We start from the raw sequence: 16,112 nt of genomic DNA, 5'->3' as shown, positions 1-16,112 counted from the left end.
CTCCACCCAGGAGGTACCCCCATGGCGAAGACCGGCGGTCACCCGCGCACCGCTGCCGCCCCCGCGCTCGACTCCCTGGACTTCGCCCTGGACCGGGGCAGTCCGGTGCCGCTCTACTACCAGCTCGCCCAGCAGCTGGAGGCGGCGATCGAGCACGGGGCCCTCGCCCCGGGGAACCTCCTGGGCAACGAGATCGACCTCTCCGTACGCCTCGGCCTGTCCCGCCCGACGGTCCGCCAGGCCATCCAGACCCTGGTCGACAAGGGGCTGCTGGTCCGGCGGCGCGGGGTGGGCACGCAGGTGGTGCACAGCCAGGTCAAGCGCGGGCTGGAACTGAGCAGTCTCTACGACGACCTGGAGGCGGCCGGGCAGGGGCCGACCACGCAGGTGGTGCGCAACGAGCACGTCCCGGCCGCCGCCGACGTGGCCGCCGCGCTCGGCGTCGCGGAGGGCGCCGACGTCGTCGTACTGGAACGGCTGCGCGCCACGCACGGACAGCCGGTCGCGGTCCTGTGCAACTACCTGCCCGCGACCCTCCTCGAACTCGACACCGCCAGACTGGAGACGACGGGCCTGTACCGGCTGATGCGTTCGGCGGGCGTCACCCTGCACAGCGCCCACCAGACCATCGGCGCCCGCTGCGCCACGGCCGAGGAGGCGACCCGCCTCGACGAGCGGGAGGGCGCCGCCCTGCTGACGATGCAGCGCACGGCGTACGACGACACGGGGCGGCCGGTGGAGTACGGGACGCATATCTACCGCGCCTCCCGGTACGCGTTCGACTTCCAACTGCTCGTCAGACCATGAGGTGTTGTCTAGCGGACCCCGTCCAGGCGGGCCCGCTGCTCCTCGGTCAGCTCCAGGTCGACGGCAGCCAGGTTCTCCTCCAGCTGGGCCAGGGTCGACACCCCGGCCAACGGGAGGATCGGCAGGGCGCCGCCGATCTGCCAGGCCAGGACGACCTGGTTGACGGTGGCGCCGGTCTCCCGGGCCACCTCCTCCAGGACCTTCAGGCGGGCCGGAGTACCCGGGTGGTCGTAGTCGGCGGGGAGCCGGTCCGGGTGGGTGTAGGCGCCCTTGAGCAGGGGTGAGTAGGCGACCAGGGTGAGCGTGGGCTCCTCGCGCAGATAGGAGAGGAGTTCCGCGCCCGCGTGGCCGAGGCTGCCGTCCGGCCAGAAGTCGTCCGGCACGTCGAGACGGGGCCGCAGATGGCTGTGGGCGTACTGGAGCACCTCGTAGCCGGGCAGTCCCGCCGCGGCGGCGATCGCGCGGGCCCGCTCCACCCGCCACACGGCGTGGTTGCTGACACCGAGCAGTCCGACGGTGCCTTCCGCGACGAGTTCGCCGAAGCCCTCGACCGTCTCCCGCAGCGGGACGTCGTAGTCCTCGATGTGCGCGTAGAGCAGGTCCAGCTTGTCCACGCCCAGCCGCTCCCGGCTGCGTTCGGCGGACTCGCGGATCACCTTCGCCGAGAGGCCCTCGGCGTTGTCGACGTAGCCGGTGCCGGGGGCCAGGGGGCGGGCGCCGAGCTTGGTGGCGATGAAGACCTCCGCGCCGATGCCGCGGCTGCGCCGCCAGCGGCCGAGGAGTTCCTCGCTCTGGCCGCCCTGTCCGCCGTCGACCCAGTAGGCGTAGTTGTCGGACGTGTCGATGAAGTTGCCGCCGGCCTCGACATAGCGGTCGAGGAGGGCGAAGGAGGTCTCCTCGTCGGTGCGCGAGCCGAACAGCATCGCGCCGAGGGCGAGGACGCTGACCTCGCGGCGGTTCTTCGGATCGGTGCCGATAGTGCGGTACTTCATGACGTTCCCTCCCGTTGCGCACCCTCGGTCGGGGTGCGCGAACGGGAGTCTTGCTGCTGGAGCGCACTTCAAGTCAAGAGGTCACGGCACGCGTCACGAACGCGCGAACGGCCCTTCCAGGGCTGCCCATTGGAGCAGCATGATCGTCTTGGCGTCGGCGATCTCGCCGGTGCGGATCATCTCCAGGGCCCTGCGGAAGGGCAGTTCGAGGATCTCGATGTCCTCGCCCTCCTCGTCCAGGCCGCCGCCCTCGTGGGTACGGGTCGACGGGCCGTACGCGGCGGCGTAGAAGCTGACACGCTCGGTGACGGAACCGGGGCTCATGTAGACGTCGAAGACGTGCTGGACCTCGCCGATGGTGTGCCCGGTCTCCTCGACCACCTCGCGGCGCACGGCGATCTCCGGGTGCTCGTCCTCGTCGTCGAGCAGCCCGCCCGGGGTCTCGACGAGCATGCCGTCGGGGTGGCCGTTGACGTACACGGGGAAGCGGAACTGCCGGGTGAGCAGGACGGTTTCGCGGTCGGCGTCGTACAGGAGCATGGTGGCGCCGTTGCCGCGGTCGTGCGTCTCGCGCTGCTGAGTGCGCCAACTGCCGTCCGCGTGCTGGAAGTCGAAGGTGGTGGCCCGCTCGACGTACCAGTGGCTGGAGAGCAGCTTCACGTCGCGGACCTTGACCCGGGGGTTGCCGGTGAGATCCAGGCCGGTGCGGTCGAGCCCGGTGCGGCCGCGGCCGTCCGGGGTGTCGATGCCGGCGGTCATCGGGCACCGGCCGGGAGGCTGAGGATGTGCGAGTCGGTCATGCCCGCCTTCTATCATCCCTGGGCACCGAGCCGCGCGACGTGTTATGATCTCAGAGTTGCAGTTGTGGTACCCATGAACCTATGTGCGCCTGACGGGAATGTTTATCCATCAGGCGCATTATTTGTTTTTCCGGCATCTCCGGATGGGGCCTCTGCCTACTGAAGGAGAAAGTCATGGCACAGGGAACCGTCAAGTGGTTCAACGCTGAAAAGGGTTTCGGATTCATCGAGCAGGACGGTGGCGGCCCCGACGTCTTCGCCCACTACTCGAACATCCAGTCCCAGGGCTTCCGTGAGCTGCAGGAGGGCCAGCGGGTCTCCTTCGACGTCACGCAGGGCCAGAAGGGCCCCCAGGCGGAGAACATCGTCCCCGCCTGATCGCCGGACGCGTATTCCGCTCACCGGGGTCCGCACCGTCTTGGTGCGGACCCCGGTTTGTGCTGTTTCCAGGAAGGCAGACCACCGCATGTCCCGCAGGCCCCAGAAGTCGAACCGGCGCGCCTCGTCCCCCTCACCCTCCGCGTCGCCGTCGAAGGAATTCCGGCTGCCGGAAAGCACCACTCCCGCACTTCCCGCCGTCGAGGACTTCGCCGACCTGGACATGCCCGCGGGGCTGCTGAAGACCCTCACCGCACAGGGCGTGACCACGCCGTTCCCCATTCAGGGCGCCACCCTCCCGAACTCGCTGGCCGGCCGTGACCTGCTCGGCCGCGGCCGCACCGGCTCCGGCAAGACCCTGGCGTTCGGGCTCGCGCTGCTGGCCCGTACGTCCGGGCTGCGTGCCCAGCCCAAGGCGCCCCTGGCGCTCGTGCTGGTGCCCACCCGGGAGCTCGCCCAGCAGGTCACGGACGCGCTGACGCCGTACGCGACGGCCGTCAACCTGCGGATGGCCACCGTGGTCGGCGGGCTGTCCATCACCAAGCAGGCCGCCACCCTCCGGCGCGGCGCCGAGGTGCTGGTGGCGACGCCCGGCCGCCTCAACGATCTCGTGGAGCGCGGCGACTGCGTGCTCGACCAGGTCGGCATCACGGTGCTGGACGAGGCCGACCAGATGACCGACATGGGGTTCCTGCCGCAGATCACCAAGCTGATCCAGCAGGTACGGCCGGACGGGCAGCGGATGCTCTTCTCGGCCACCCTCGACCAGAACATCGACCGTCTGGTGCAGCGGTTCCTCACCGACCCCGTGGTGCACTCGGTGGACCCGTCCGCGGGCGCGGTGACCACCATGGAGCACCACGTGCTGCACGTCCTGGACGAGACCGACAAGAAGGCCGTCACCACGCGCATCGCGGCGCGGGACGGCCGCGTCATCCTCTTCCTCGACACCAAGAGGTCCGCCGACCGGCTCGCCAAGCGGCTGCTGTCCGTCGGGGTCCGGGCGGCGGCCCTGCACGGCGGCCGCTCCCAGCCGCAGCGCAACCGCACCCTGGAGCAGTTCAAGAACGGCCAGGTCACCGCGCTGGTGGCGACCAACGTCGCGGCCCGGGGCATACACGTCGACGACCTCGACCTCGTCGTCAACGTCGATCCCCCGACCGACCACAAGGACTACCTCCACCGGGGCGGCCGCACGGCCCGCGCCGGCGGTTCCGGCAGCGTGGTCACGCTGGTCCTGCCCGACCAGAAGCGGGACGTCACCCGGCTCATGTCGGACGCGGGCATCCGCGCCCGAACGGCCCGTGTCACCTCGAGCGACGCCGCGCTGACGACCATCACCGGCGCCCGCGAGCCCTCCGGCGTGGCGGTCACCATCGAGGTCCCCCAGCCGACGGCACCGGCGAAGTCCCGCCCGGACCGCAAGGCCGGAGCCAATGCCGGGGGCCGGCCCGGTCGCCGACGCCGTGGCGGCGGTGGCGACGGTCAGTCCCAGGCCACGTCGGGCGGTGCTCCCAGGGCCGGGAGCGAAGGCTCCACCCGCCGGTCCGGCACCGGCACCGGCAAGGCCAAGAGCGGCGCCCCCGCGGCGGGCGGCCGCACCTCCGCCCCCCGCCGGTCAGCGTCCGGAGGCACTGCGAGCCGCGCGTCCGGTGGCCGTCGCACGGCGCCCCGCCGGGCCACCGGGGGCGCTGCCTAGAACGCGCGCGGGGGCCGGTCACGGACCGGCCCCCGCGGCACAGCACAACCGAAAGGCCGTTTCAGATGCCTCTGAAACGGCCTTTGCCGTACGGCCTGCTCAGGACAGTGCACCTGGGTACACCCCCTTGGGCAGCTACCTGCAATGGCCCACCCCGCAGCGACCGGCAGAGTCGACGGCGGCGCGTCCGAGGACGACGCGCACGTACCCATCGAGCAGGAGGCCGGGCAGCATGCGGGAGTGGAAAGCGGAGGCAGGTGTGTTCCTCGCCGTCGCGTTTGTGGCAGCGGGGGTGCTGGGGGCGGTGCAGCCCGCGACCGGGATACCGCAGGAAGTGGTGCAGCTGACCCAGTTCGGCCCCGCCCTGGGGGTAGGGGCGGTGGCCCTGCTGTGGCCGTCCCGCGTCCGGCGCCGGCTCGCCGGGGCCCTGCCCGGCCGCCGGGCGGACGAGGCGGTGGGCGCCGGAGGCGAACGGGCCGGCCAGGGACTGCTGTTGCTGCTCACGGCACCCCTGATCACCGTCCTGAGCGTGGCCGCGTACACCGCCGTGGAGGGCACACCCCGGGCGACCGGTCCGGGATCCCTCGGTCACCCCTTCGCGCTGATCGTCGTGGCGCAGTTCGTCGGCGCGTGCGGCGAGGAGATCGGCTGGCGCTGCCTGCTCCAGCCGCTGGTGCGCGGGCGGTTCGGTCCCCTGTCGGCCTCGGCGCTGGTGGGGGTGGTGTGGGGCCTGTGGCACGTCCAGGTCTTCGCCCAGGCCCCGGCCTACGCCGCCGGATTCCTGCTGGCCACCGTGGCGATGTCGGTCGTCCTCGGGCTCGCTCTGGAGCGCGTGCGAGCGGGCCGTCTGCTGCTCGCGGGCGGTTTCCACACCCTGGTCAACCTGGGGATGCTGCTGTTCATGGATGATGAGTCCGGCGCGGTGCTGCCGATGGTGCTGTTCGGCGGCGCGTGCCTGCTGGCGGCGGTTTTGTGGGTGGTGCGCGCACCGGCGGTGCGGGTCCTGGCGCCGCTGCACGGCGCACGCTGACGCGACGGGACGACGGGACGACGGTGGCCGGGGCAACGGGGGACGGACGGACGGGTGCGGGTGGCCGCGGTACGGTCGGCCGCGGCTGGGTCGCCGTAGGGCGGTGCCAGGTGCTGTCGCTCGCCGCCTTCGCGGTGATCGCCGTCGGCGGCCTCGTGGTGGGCGTGCTGCTCCTGCTCCCGGTGGGGGCGGGCTTTCCCCTGCTGCCGCCCGCCGCGCTGGCCCTGCGCCGGCTCTCCGACCGCTACCGCTCCTGGACCCTGCGTTGGACGGGCACCCGGATCAGCCCGCCGGACCCTCTCGCCCCCGGAAACCCCGGTGGCCGCACCGGGAACCACCGCCGCCGGGCGCCCCGGATCCTCGGCGACGACGGATTCTGGCACGACCTCAGATGGGCCTGGCTGGAGCCGTGGACCGGCGCGCTCCTGGTCGCGTTCCCGCTCGCGCTCGTCCACTACGGGCTGTTCGGTGCGCTGGTGCAGCCGTTCGTCTGGCGGCTCCTCGGCGACGGCAACTGGTACGCGTTCATCCCTGTGCGCTCCACCGCCACCATGCTCGCCGCCCTCCTCCTCGGCCTCGTGTTCACCGTGGCCGGGCTGCGGCTGGCCGCCACCGCGCTGAGGTGGCACGCCCGCTGGAGCCGACGGCTGCTGTCCGCCCCCTACCGCACCGAACTGGAGCGCCGCATCGAGCACCTCACCGACACCCGCGCCGACGCGCTCGACACCCAGTTCGCCGAACTCCGGCGCATCGAAAGGGACCTGCACGACGGGGCACAGGCCCGGCTGGTCGCCCTGGGCATGACCCTGGACCGGGCGACCCTGCTCCTCGACACCGATCCCCCGGCCGCCCGCGCTCTCCTCGACGACGTCCGCGCCACCTCGTCGCGGGCGCTGAAGGACCTCCGCGACCTGGTCCACGGCATCCATCCGCCCGTCCTCGCCGACCGTGGACTCGGCGACGCGGTACGGTCCCTGGCACTCGACAGCGTGCTCGACGTGCTCGTCGAGGCACAGCTGCCCGGGCGGCTGCAGGCCCCCGTCGAGTCCGCCGCCTACTTCGCGGTGAGCGAGCTCCTCGCCAACGCGGCCAAGCACTCCGGCGCCCGCCAGGTCCACATCCGTATCGAGCACACCGGCCCCGCGCTGCGCGTCACGGTCACCGACGACGGCCACGGAGGGGCGGACCCCTCCCGCGGCAGCGGACTGCACGGCGTACGGCGCAGGTTGAGTACCTTCGACGGGTCCCTGGCCCTGCACAGCCCGCCGGGCGGACCGACCACCGCGACCCTGGAGATACCGTGCGCATCGTCCTCGCCGAAGACCTCTTCCTGCTCCGGGACGGGCTGAGCCGCACGCTCCGGGAGCACGGCTTCGACGTGGTCTCGGCCGTGGACAACGGCCCCGCCCTGCTGCGCGCCCTGCGCGAGGAGCGGCCGGACGCCGCCGTGGTCGACATCCGGCTGCCGCCGACCTTCACCGACGAGGGCCTGCAGGCCGCCCTGGAGGCCCGCCGCACCCGCCCGGCCTTCCCCGTCCTGATCCTCTCCCAGTATGTAGAACAGCTGTACGCCCACGAGCTGCTCGCCGGCGGCCAGGGCGCCATCGGTTACCTGCTGAAGGACCGGGTCACCCACACCGCCCAGTTCATCGACGCCGTACGGACGGTGGCATCCGGCGGCACCGTCATGGACCCGCAGGTCATCGCCCGGCTCCTCGCCCGGAGCGACGCCCGGGGCAACACCTCCGACCTCACCCCGCGCGAACACGACGTACTGAAGCTGATGGCCGAGGGCCGCTCGAACGCCGCCATCATGAACACCCTGCACATCAGCGAGAGCGCGGTCGCCAAGCACACCGCGAGCATCTTCGCCAAGCTGCGCATCGAGTCGTCGGCCGACGACAACCGCCGTGTGCTGGCCGTCCTGGCCTACCTCAGACGCTGACGGACGCCCGGGCCCGGAGAGCTGGGCGCCCCCTCCTTCGCGTCAGCCGAGGTTCTTGGGGCCCAGATACGTGCCACCGCTGGCGTCGATGGTGTTCGCGGTGACGAATCCGCTGTCAGGGGAGGCGAGGAAGGCGACGACCCCCGCGATGTCGGCGGGAGCACCCACGCGTTCGATGGCCTGGCTGCCGGTGACCATCTGCTCCGCCTGCGGATGGCCGAACAGCCAGGCGGTGCGGTCGGTGTGGACGGTGCCGGGCTCGACCGTGTTGATGGTGATCCCCCGCGAGCCGACCGCGTTGGCGAGATTGCGGCCCAGCGTGGCCAGGGCCGCCTTGGACATCGAGTACGCCAGCTCTCCCGGGACCGAGATGCGGGTCACTCCTGAGCCGATGTTGATGATCCGGCCGCCCTCGCCCATCAGCGGGAGCGCGCGCCGGATGAGGAAGTACGGCGCCCTGACGTTCACCGCGAACAGGCGGTCGAAGGCTTCGGGGGTCTCGTCGCCGGCGCCTTTGTCGAGGGCCGCGTTGTTCACCAGGATGTCGAGCCGGTCGGTGCCCGTACGTTCCCGAAGCCCCGCCGCGACCGCGTCGACGAGGGTGTCCGCGTCGCCGGGCACGCCGAGTTCGGCCCGCACCGCGAACGCCTGCCCACCCGTGGCCTCGATCGCGGCCACGGTCTCCTTCGCGGCGCCCTCGTCCCGTCCGTAGTGCACGGCCACCAGGGCGCCGTCGGCGGCCAGGCGCTCGGCGATGCCCCGCCCGATGCCCCGCGACGCGCCGGTGACCAGCGCGGCCTTGCCCGTGAGTGCTGCCATCGGTCCCACTCCTCTCGGATTGCCTCCGCGGTGCCGCGGTACAGCCCCAGAATCCGCCGTCCGGCCTCTGGCCATCAACGGCCGTCTCGGTACCGTTCCGTTAACCGAGCGGTTCACAATCCGGGGGCGGGCGCATGGAGTTGCGGGACATCGAGATCTTCCTGGCCCTTGCCGAGGAGCTGCACTTCGGGCGCACCGCCGAGCGGCTGCACGTCACCCCGGCCCGGGTCAGCCAGTCCGTGAAGAAGCAGGAACGGCGCATCGGGGCCCCACTGTTCGAGCGGACCACACGCACGGTGCGGCTGACGCCGCTCGGCGAGCAGCTCCACCGTGACCTGGCCTCCGGCTACCGGCAGATCATGGAGGGGATCCACAGTGCGACCGCCGCCGCGGGCGGGGTGTGCGGCACGCTGTCGTTGGGCGTCATGGGCTCCGAGACGCTGATGATCGGACATGTCCTCGACCCGTTCCGGGCCCGCCACCCCGCTGTCGAGGTGCGCTACCGCGAGATCCAACCCACCTCTCCCTTCGATGAGTTGCGCGCCGGAGAGGTGGACGCGGCGCTGGTCTGGCTGCCCGTCGACGAACCCGATCTGACCGTCGGACCTGTCACCCACGTCTCCCCCGTGGTCCTGATGGTCAGCACCGGGCATCCGCTCGCCACCCGCGCCTCGGTCTGTCTGGAGGACCTGGGCGACTGCACGGTCCTGGCCTCGCCTTCACTCCCGTCCGGCATGGAGGAGGCGTTCCATCCCCGGCGCACACCCTCGGGGCGTCCCATCCGGCGTGGGCCCACCGCGTCGAGCTGGCACGAGCAGATGTCTCTCGTCGCCGGTGGGAACACGGTGTGCGCGGTGGTGGCCGAGACCGCGCACTTCTACCCCTGGCCCACCATCGCGTATCCGCCCATCCGTGACGCGCCGCACTGCCACTGGGCCCTGGTCTGGCGCACCACCGGCCACACGCCCCTCATCCGCGCCCTGGCCCGCACGGCCGCCGAAGCGATGCCGCAGCACTGACCTGGCACGCCTTGCCCCAAAAAATGATCGAGGGCCGTTTCAGATCTCCTCTGAAACGGCCCTCGACCTGCGACTTCGTAAAGTCGGGACGACAGGATTTGAACCTGCGACCCCTTGACCCCCAGTCAAGTGCGCTACCAAGCTGCGCCACGTCCCGGTGCGTTTCGCGCGCGGTGGAACCGCGTGATCACGCGTTGAGTACTTTACCGCACGCCGGGGACCGCTTCGAAGAGGGCCCGGTGAGGAGTGCCCGGCGGGCGCGGGACAATCGGCGTATGGGCAGCACATCCTCAGGACGGCCGACCGGGGCGCGGGACCGTGACGACGAGGGGCGGGCGCGCAACGCCCGGCCGCGGGACGGGCTGGGGCGGCCGCTGCCGTACGGCGCGGACGGTGTGGAGCGGCAGCCCGAGGGGGTGCTGCGGACGCCGGAGCAGTCCGTCGCGGAGGCCCAGGAGCTGCTGGACGCGGGGAAGCCGTTCCATGCGCACGAGGTGTTCGAGGACGCCTGGAAGTCGGGGCCCGAGGAGGAACGGGAGCTGTGGCGGGGCCTGGCCCAGCTCGCGGTGGGGCTCACGCACGCGGCCCGGGGCAACCTCACGGGCGGGGCGCGGCTGCTGCGGCGCGGTGCCGGGGCGGTGGAGGCCTGGGCGTCGCAGGCGGCGCGGCCACGGCCGTACGGCATGGACCTCGCCGGTCTCGCCGGGTGGGCGCGCGAGCTGGCGCGGACCGTGGAGGAGGACGGACGGGCCGTCGACGCGCGGGCCCGGGCACCCCGCCTGCGACCCTGACCTTGGACGCGGTGCCGTCACTGTCAGTGGCGTACGGCAGACTCAAGGCGTGCGAAAGATTCATGTCATCGGTATCGGCGCGGGCGACCCCGACCAGCTGACCCTCCAGGCGGTCAGGGCGCTGCGGGACACGGACGTGTTCTTCGTCCTCGACAAGGGCGAGGTGAAGAGCGACCTCACGGACCTGCGCCGGGACATGCTGCACACGCACATACCGGAGGGGACGTACCGCGTCGTCGAGGCGCGTGACCCCGACCGTGACCGGACGGCCGGCGGCGCGGCCTACTCCCCCGCCGTCGGGGACTGGCGCAGCGCGCGTGCGGCGATCTACGAGCGGCTGATCGCCGAGGAGCTGGGCGAGGACGAGACCGGCGCGTTCCTGGTGTGGGGCGACCCCGCGCTGTACGACAGCACGCTGGGCATCCTGGAGGAGATCCTGGAGCGCGGCGCGGTGGCGTTGGAGTACGACGTCATACCGGGCATCAGCAGCGTCTCCGCGCTCGTGGCGCGGCATCGGACCGGGCTGAACCGGGTCGCGCGGCCGGTGCAGATCACCACCGGGCGGCGGCTCGCCGAGGGCTTCCCGGAGGGGGTGGACGACGTGGTGGTGATGCTGGACGCGCACCAGACCTTCCGGAAGTACGCGGACGACGACATCGACATCTACTGGGGCGCCTACATCGGCACCCCGGACGAGATCCTCGCCTCCGGGCCGATCGCCGAGGCCGGGCCGCGGATCGAGCGGCTGCGGGCTCAGGCGCGGGAGCGCAAGGGCTGGATCATGGACACGTATCTGCTGCGCCGCAACCCCCGCCAGGGATAAGGCACCCGCGCGGGCCCGTCCCGCATGCGGGGCTGGGCCGCCGGTGTGATCGTGACCTCGTGACGATCACCGAGGAAACCGCGCCGGCCGCCGCCGAGCCACCGGTGCTGGACAAGCGTCAGCGGAACGTCGTCTTCGTGACGATCATGCTGGGGATGCTGCTGGCGGCACTGGACCAGACGATCGTGGGCACCGCGCTGCCGACGATCGTGTCGGACCTCGGTGGTGCCGCGCACATGTCCTGGGTGGTCACCGCCTATCTGCTCGCTGAGACGGTCTCGACCGCGCTGGTGGGCAAGTTCGGCGACCTGTTCGGCCGCAAGGTGGTCTTCCAGGTCTCGGCGATCGTGTTCATCACCGGCTCGTTCCTGTGCGGTCTCGCCGGGAACATGACGCTGCTGATCGCCTGGCGGGCCGTGCAGGGCGTCGGCGCGGGCGGGCTCATGGTGACGGCGATGGCGCTGATCGCCGACGTCATCCCGCTGCGCGAACGCGGCAAGTACCAGGGCGCGATCGGCGCCGTGTTCGGGGTGGCCACCGTCATCGGCCCGCTCCTGGGCGGCCTGTTCACCGACCATCTGACCTGGCGCTGGGCGTTCTACGTCAACGTCCCGATCGCGATCGTCGTCGTGATCGCCGCGGCTCGCACGATCCCCGTGGTGAAGTCGGCGTCCCGGCCGGTCATCGACTACCTCGGCATCGCCCTGGTCGCGGCGGGCGCCAGCGCCCTGATCCTGGCGACGAGTTGGGGCGGCAACGAGTACGCGTGGGGCTCCGGCGTCATCATCGGCCTGTTCGTCGGCGGTGCGATCGCGCTCGGCCTGTTCTGCTGGGCGGAGACCCGGGCGAAGGAACCGATGCTGCCGATGCGGCTGTTCGCCAACCCGGTGTTCACGGTCTGCTCGATCCTCAGCTTCATCGTCGGCTTCGCCATGCTCGGCGCGATGACGTATCTGCCGAGCTATCTCCAGTACGTCGACGGCGACTCGGCCACGATCTCCGGCGTCCGCACCCTGCCCATGGTCATCGGCCTGCTCATCGCGTCCGTCGTCAGCGGCAACGTGGTGAGCAAGACCGGGCAGTACCGGCTCTTCCCGATCGCCGGCTCCCTGGTGATGGGGCTCGGGCTCTATCTGATGTCGCTGATGGGGCCGGACACCGGGGCGTGGCTGGAGTCGCTGTACATGTTCGTGCTGGGCACCGGCATCGGCCTGTGCATGCAGGTGCTGACGATCGCCGTGCAGAACACCGTCGAGTACGCCGACCTCGGCACCGCGACCTCCGGCGTCACCTTCTTCCGTACGCTGGGCAGTTCGTTCGGCACCGCCGTCTTCGGCACCATCTACGCCAACACCCTCGCCCCGAACCTCAAGGACGCCGTCGCCGAGGCCGCGCGGGCGGGCAGCGGCGTCGCCCCCGCGACCATCGCCAAGGCGGCGACCAGCCCGGAGGGCGTGCACCAACTGCCGTCGGCCGCGGCGGCCCCGATCATCGACGCCTACGCCGACACCATCCAGACCGTCTTCCTGTGGACGGTGCCGGTGGCGGCCCTCGGCTTCGTCGTCGCCCTGTTCCTCAAGCAGGTGCGGTTGCGCGACAGCGCCCGGGCCGCCTCGACCGACATGGGTGAGGGGTTCGGGCAGCCGTCCGGGGCGGACTCGCAGCGGGTGTTGGAAGCGGCCGTCGGAAAGATCATCGGTGGTACGGATCTGAACACCGCGCGCCGGATCATGGCGGACTCCGACACCCGCCTCGACATCGCGGGCGCGTGGGCCGTGATGCAGGTGGAGCTGTTCACGCGGCTGGTGGGGCACGCCGGCCTCGGGCTGATCGCCGCCCGCCGCCACATGCCGCCCGAGGTGCTGCTGCCGGTCTTCGACCGGATGGTCGACGAGGGCTATCTGACCCGCGCGGGCTCCCTGTTCTCGCACACCGAGGCAGGGGCCCGCGAGGCCCATGTCATCAGCAAGGCCTGGGCGACCTGGCTGGAGGAGCGGGTGCAGCAGGACATCGGCCGCCCGGCGGGCACGGATCTGCGGGCCGCGGTGGACACGATCTCCAAGCGGCTGCTGGTGGAGGACCTCAGCACCGGACTGCCGCAGCGGCAGCCGGAGTTGGCCGCGAGCCACTGAAAACCAGGTGCCGGGGCGGCCAGGCCGTCGTCATACTCCCGGCATGCCTCCCGTCCGCTTCCACGATCCCGGCCTGCTCTCGTACGACTTCGCCGACGCGGCGCTGGTCCGCTGCCCGCGCTGCGACCGGGTCGCCCATTACGAGCGGCACGCCCGTCCCGAGGCTCGGGTGGTCTGCCGGTCCTGCGGACTGTGCCGGACGAGTACCTGCTGCTGCCGGCCACCGCTGTGGCTGCGCTCCGAGACCCGGCACGGCGATATCTGGGCGTACAACCTCGAACACCTCGACCTGATCCGCCGGTTCGTGGCGGCGGACCTGCGGGAGCGGGACCCCTGGTACGAGCACGGCCGCAAGATGACCGCCGTCGCACGGCTGCCCGCATGGATCAAGAGCGCCAAGAACCGCACCGAGGTACTGCGCGTGATCGACCGGATGCGGGCCTCGGTCATCGAGAGCTGAGGCCGAGCCGCTCCAGGACCGCGGGCACGTCGGACAAGGCCGTCACGTCGGGGGGCAGGGCCGGACGTCGTACGACCACGACGGGCAGCGCGAGTCGGCGGGCGGCCGTGAGTTTGGCGGCCGTCGCCGCTCCCCCGCTGTCCTTCGTCACCACGACGTCGATGCAGTGCGTGGTGAGCAGGGTGGTCTCGTCGTCGACGGTGAACGGGCCGCGTGCGAGCAGGACTTCGGTGCGCGGGGGCATGGGCGGCTCGGGCAACTCGACGGACCGTACGACGAAGTGAAGCTCCGTCAGATGGGCGAAGGCGGCGAGGCCCAGGCGGCCCGTGGTGAGGAACACCCGGGGGCCGAGCAGGGGGAGCAGACCGGCGGCCTCCGCCAGGGAGCCGACCGGGTACCAGCGGTCCTGCGGGCCGGGCCGCCAGCCCGGGCGGCGCAGGACCACCGCCGGAACGCCGGTCGCCGCGGCGGCGCGGGCGGCGTTGGCGGTGATCGCCTCGGCGAAGGGGTGGGTGGCGTCGACGAGGGCGTCCACGCGCTGGTCCCGCAGCCAGGCGGCGAGCCCGTCCGCGCCGCCGAAACCGCCGATGCGGATGTCCCCGGTGACCGTCCCCGGCCGGGTCACGCGGCCCGCGAGGGAGGTGGTGACGCGGACGCCGGGCAGCGCGGTGAGCGCGGCGGCGAGTTCACGGGCCTCCGTGGTGCCGCCGAGGATGAGCACGTGGGGGGACATGAGGCAGAGCCTACGGCGATAGCCCCGGGCACCCTCGCTATGGTCCGGGCATGACGTCTGTGCGTGCTGTGCTCATCGACATCGACGGTGTGCTGACCGTTTCCTGGGAGCCGCTCCCCGGCGCGGTCGAGGCCCTGCGGGAGATCCGCGCGGCCGGGCTGGGAGTCGCCCTGGTGACCAACACGACCTCGCGGACGCGGGCGTCGATCGCCGGGACGCTCGCCGAGGCCGGGTTCGCGGTGGCGGCCGAGGACATCATGACGGCGCCGGCGGTGACGGCCGGGTATCTCGCCGAGCACTTTCCGGGGGCGCGGTGTGCGCTGCTCAACAGCGGGGACGTGCGGGAGGATCTGGCGGGCGTGCGCCTCGTCGACCTCGTCGACGACGATCCGGACGTCGTCGTCCTGGGTGGTGCCGGGGAGGAGTTCGGGTATGCGGCGCTGAACCGGGCGTTCGGGCACCTCCAGCGCGGGGCGCGGCTGGTGGCGATGCACCGGAACCTGTACTGGCGTACGGAGGACGGGTTGCAGTTGGACGCGGGAGCGTTCCTGGCCGGGCTGGAGAAGGCCGCCCGTACCGAGGCGGTGGTGACGGGGAAGCCGTCGCGGGCGTTCTTCGCGTCGGCGCTCGCCCGGCTGGGGGTCGGTGCGGACGAGGCGGTGATGGTCGGGGACGACGTCGAGTCGGACGTGCTGGCGGCGCAGGCGGCCGGGGTCACCGGGGTGCTGGTGCGGACCGGGAAGTTCCTGCCGGAGACGCTGCGGGACGCGAGTGGTACGCCGGATCATGTGATCGACTCGTTCGCGGAGCTGCCGGCGCTGCTGCGGGCGTGGTCGGCGCAGGAGTAGGCGGCGGAGACAAAGGGGCCGGGCGTCAGCGCAGCAGTAGTTGCAGGCCGCCGACGATGGTCGCCGCGATCACCAGTTGTTCGAAGAGTCGCTGGTTGATCCTGTTCACAGCCCACTTGCCGATGAACGCGCCGGGCACGACGAACGCCACGAGCGCGGCGTCAAGGAGCAGTGAGTTCCCGTCGATCAGTCCGAGCCCCACGCTGAAGGGCACCTTGGACGTGTTGACGATGAGGAAGAAGAAGGCGGAGGTGCCCAGGAAGCCGAGCTTCCGGAAGCCCGCCGACAGCAGGTACATCGACATCACCGGGCCGCCCGCGTTCGCGACCATCGTGGTGAAGCCGCCGAGGACGCCGTAGGAGCGGGCCTTGACGCGGCCCGCCCGGGTGGTGACCGCGTCCGGGTCGTCGGCGGCGTCGGCCGTGCGGCGGCGCCAGATCGTCACGCCCGCCATCAGCAGCAGGATCGCGCCGATCGACGTCCGGACGATCGCGTCGTCCGCCCACATCAGGAACAGCGTCCCGAACACCACGCCCGCCGCGACGGCCGGGAACAGCCGCCACAGTGTGGGCCAGTGGGCGTGCCGCCGGTAGGTGAGGACGGCGAGCACGTCCCCGGCGATGAGGATCGGCAGCAGCACGCCGGTGGAGGCGCGGGCGGGCAGGACCGCCGCGAAGACGGCGAGACTGACCGTGTTGGCGCCGCTCACGGCGGTCTTGGAGAAGCCGACGAGCAGCGCCGCGAAGGCGAGTGCGGCGAACCCCCAGCCGGAGATGTCCCAGAGCGTCATCGTGTTCATGCGGAGACCGATGCTATGCGCAGCTATCCGGCCGTCG

Annotated in this window: 17 protein-coding genes and 1 tRNA gene; 12 read left to right on the top strand and 6 right to left on the bottom strand. The window is 71.8% G+C overall.

The window, feature by feature from the left end:
* The first annotated feature begins 21 nt into the window (after nt 1–21).
* On the top strand, nt 22–807 hold the full coding sequence (locus tag CRP56_RS36145; protein WP_097271276.1) for a GntR family transcriptional regulator: 786 nt from the start codon (nt 22–24) through the stop codon (nt 805–807).
* Nucleotides 808–815: 8 nt separating this feature from the next.
* Here the strand turns inward: CRP56_RS36145 and CRP56_RS36140 are convergent, their stop codons facing one another.
* Nucleotides 816–1,799: an aldo/keto reductase gene (locus CRP56_RS36140; RefSeq protein WP_097271274.1), complete on the bottom strand. Its 984-nt coding sequence runs from the start codon at nt 1,797–1,799 to the stop codon at nt 816–818.
* A 93-nt stretch (nt 1,800–1,892) separates the two neighbouring features.
* Nucleotides 1,893–2,558, bottom strand: a complete 666-nt coding sequence (locus CRP56_RS36135) for an NUDIX domain-containing protein (protein ID WP_097271272.1) — start codon at nt 2,556–2,558, stop codon at nt 1,893–1,895.
* Nucleotides 2,559–2,773: 215 nt separating this feature from the next.
* Here CRP56_RS36135 and CRP56_RS36130 point away from each other — a divergent pair, with 215 nt between their 5' ends.
* From CRP56_RS36130 to CRP56_RS36110, 5 genes are all read left to right on the top strand, one after another.
* Nucleotides 2,774–2,977 (top strand): cold-shock protein, encoded by a 204-nt coding sequence (locus CRP56_RS36130; RefSeq protein WP_059194910.1) that lies wholly within the window; start codon nt 2,774–2,776, stop codon nt 2,975–2,977.
* Nucleotides 2,978–3,065: 88 nt separating this feature from the next.
* Nucleotides 3,066–4,676, top strand: a complete 1,611-nt coding sequence (locus CRP56_RS36125) for a DEAD/DEAH box helicase (RefSeq protein ID WP_097271270.1) — start codon at nt 3,066–3,068, stop codon at nt 4,674–4,676.
* Between the two features lie 232 nt (nt 4,677–4,908).
* Nucleotides 4,909–5,706, top strand: a complete 798-nt coding sequence (locus CRP56_RS36120; protein WP_097271268.1) for a CPBP family intramembrane glutamic endopeptidase — start codon at nt 4,909–4,911, stop codon at nt 5,704–5,706.
* 23 nt (nt 5,707–5,729) lie between these two features.
* Nucleotides 5,730–7,055, top strand: coding sequence for a sensor histidine kinase (locus tag CRP56_RS36115; protein ID WP_257041460.1), 1,326 nt, complete (start codon nt 5,730–5,732; stop codon nt 7,053–7,055).
* Entirely contained in the window at nt 7,007–7,651 is a 645-nt protein-coding gene (locus tag CRP56_RS36110) for a response regulator transcription factor (protein ID WP_097271264.1), read from the top strand. The genes CRP56_RS36115 and CRP56_RS36110 overlap by 49 nt, the downstream gene beginning before the upstream one ends.
* 42 nt (nt 7,652–7,693) lie before the next feature.
* On the opposite strand, the gene CRP56_RS36105 is transcribed toward CRP56_RS36110, so the two are convergent.
* Nucleotides 7,694–8,470 carry an SDR family NAD(P)-dependent oxidoreductase gene (locus tag CRP56_RS36105; protein ID WP_097271262.1) on the bottom strand — a complete coding sequence of 259 codons (777 nt, stop codon included), beginning with the start codon at nt 8,468–8,470 and terminating at the stop codon, nt 7,694–7,696.
* Between the two features lie 134 nt (nt 8,471–8,604).
* Here CRP56_RS36105 and CRP56_RS36100 point away from each other — a divergent pair, with 134 nt between their 5' ends.
* Nucleotides 8,605–9,489 carry a LysR family transcriptional regulator gene (locus CRP56_RS36100; RefSeq protein ID WP_097271260.1) on the top strand — a complete coding sequence of 295 codons (885 nt, stop codon included), beginning with the start codon at nt 8,605–8,607 and terminating at the stop codon, nt 9,487–9,489.
* Nucleotides 9,490–9,572: 83 nt separating this feature from the next.
* On the opposite strand, the gene CRP56_RS36095 is transcribed toward CRP56_RS36100, so the two are convergent.
* A tRNA-Pro gene (locus CRP56_RS36095) sits at nt 9,573–9,646 on the bottom strand.
* A gap of 118 nt (nt 9,647–9,764) precedes the next feature.
* Between CRP56_RS36095 and CRP56_RS36090 the strand changes: the two genes are divergently transcribed.
* The 4 genes from CRP56_RS36090 to CRP56_RS36075 are packed head-to-tail and all read left to right on the top strand — an operon-like array spanning nt 9,765 to nt 13,695.
* Nucleotides 9,765–10,280, top strand: coding sequence for a DUF309 domain-containing protein (locus CRP56_RS36090; protein ID WP_097271258.1), 516 nt, complete (start codon nt 9,765–9,767; stop codon nt 10,278–10,280).
* Nucleotides 10,281–10,329: 49 nt separating this feature from the next.
* Nucleotides 10,330–11,103, top strand: coding sequence for a precorrin-6A synthase (deacetylating) (gene cobF, locus CRP56_RS36085; protein ID WP_097271256.1), 774 nt, complete (start codon nt 10,330–10,332; stop codon nt 11,101–11,103).
* A gap of 59 nt (nt 11,104–11,162) precedes the next feature.
* Nucleotides 11,163–13,235, top strand: a complete 2,073-nt coding sequence (locus CRP56_RS36080) for an MDR family MFS transporter (RefSeq protein ID WP_097271254.1) — start codon at nt 11,163–11,165, stop codon at nt 13,233–13,235.
* Nucleotides 13,236–13,278: 43 nt separating this feature from the next.
* Nucleotides 13,279–13,695 carry a hypothetical protein gene (locus CRP56_RS36075; RefSeq protein WP_097271252.1) on the top strand — a complete coding sequence of 139 codons (417 nt, stop codon included), beginning with the start codon at nt 13,279–13,281 and terminating at the stop codon, nt 13,693–13,695.
* Here the strand turns inward: CRP56_RS36075 and CRP56_RS36070 are convergent.
* Nucleotides 13,682–14,428: a cobalt-precorrin-6A reductase gene (locus CRP56_RS36070; RefSeq protein ID WP_097271250.1), complete on the bottom strand. Its 747-nt coding sequence runs from the start codon at nt 14,426–14,428 to the stop codon at nt 13,682–13,684. The two genes, CRP56_RS36075 and CRP56_RS36070, sit on opposite strands and share 14 nt — an antisense overlap.
* Nucleotides 14,429–14,478: 50 nt before the next feature.
* On the opposite strand from CRP56_RS36070, the gene CRP56_RS36065 reads away from it, so the two are divergent.
* Nucleotides 14,479–15,276 carry a TIGR01458 family HAD-type hydrolase gene (locus CRP56_RS36065; RefSeq protein WP_097271247.1) on the top strand — a complete coding sequence of 266 codons (798 nt, stop codon included), beginning with the start codon at nt 14,479–14,481 and terminating at the stop codon, nt 15,274–15,276.
* A gap of 25 nt (nt 15,277–15,301) precedes the next feature.
* Here the strand turns inward: CRP56_RS36065 and CRP56_RS36060 are convergent, their stop codons facing one another.
* Nucleotides 15,302–16,075 carry a sulfite exporter TauE/SafE family protein gene (locus CRP56_RS36060; RefSeq protein WP_097271245.1) on the bottom strand — a complete coding sequence of 258 codons (774 nt, stop codon included), beginning with the start codon at nt 16,073–16,075 and terminating at the stop codon, nt 15,302–15,304.
* Nucleotides 16,076–16,112: the final 37 nt, after the last annotated feature.

The sequence above is a fragment of the Streptomyces sp. TLI_55 genome (genome assembly GCF_900206255.1).
In the GTDB taxonomy this organism is placed as follows: domain Bacteria; phylum Actinomycetota; class Actinomycetes; order Streptomycetales; family Streptomycetaceae; genus Streptomyces; species Streptomyces aquilus.
Note: the sequence above shows the minus strand (reverse complement) of the source record. Positions and strands in the feature narration are given on the sequence as shown.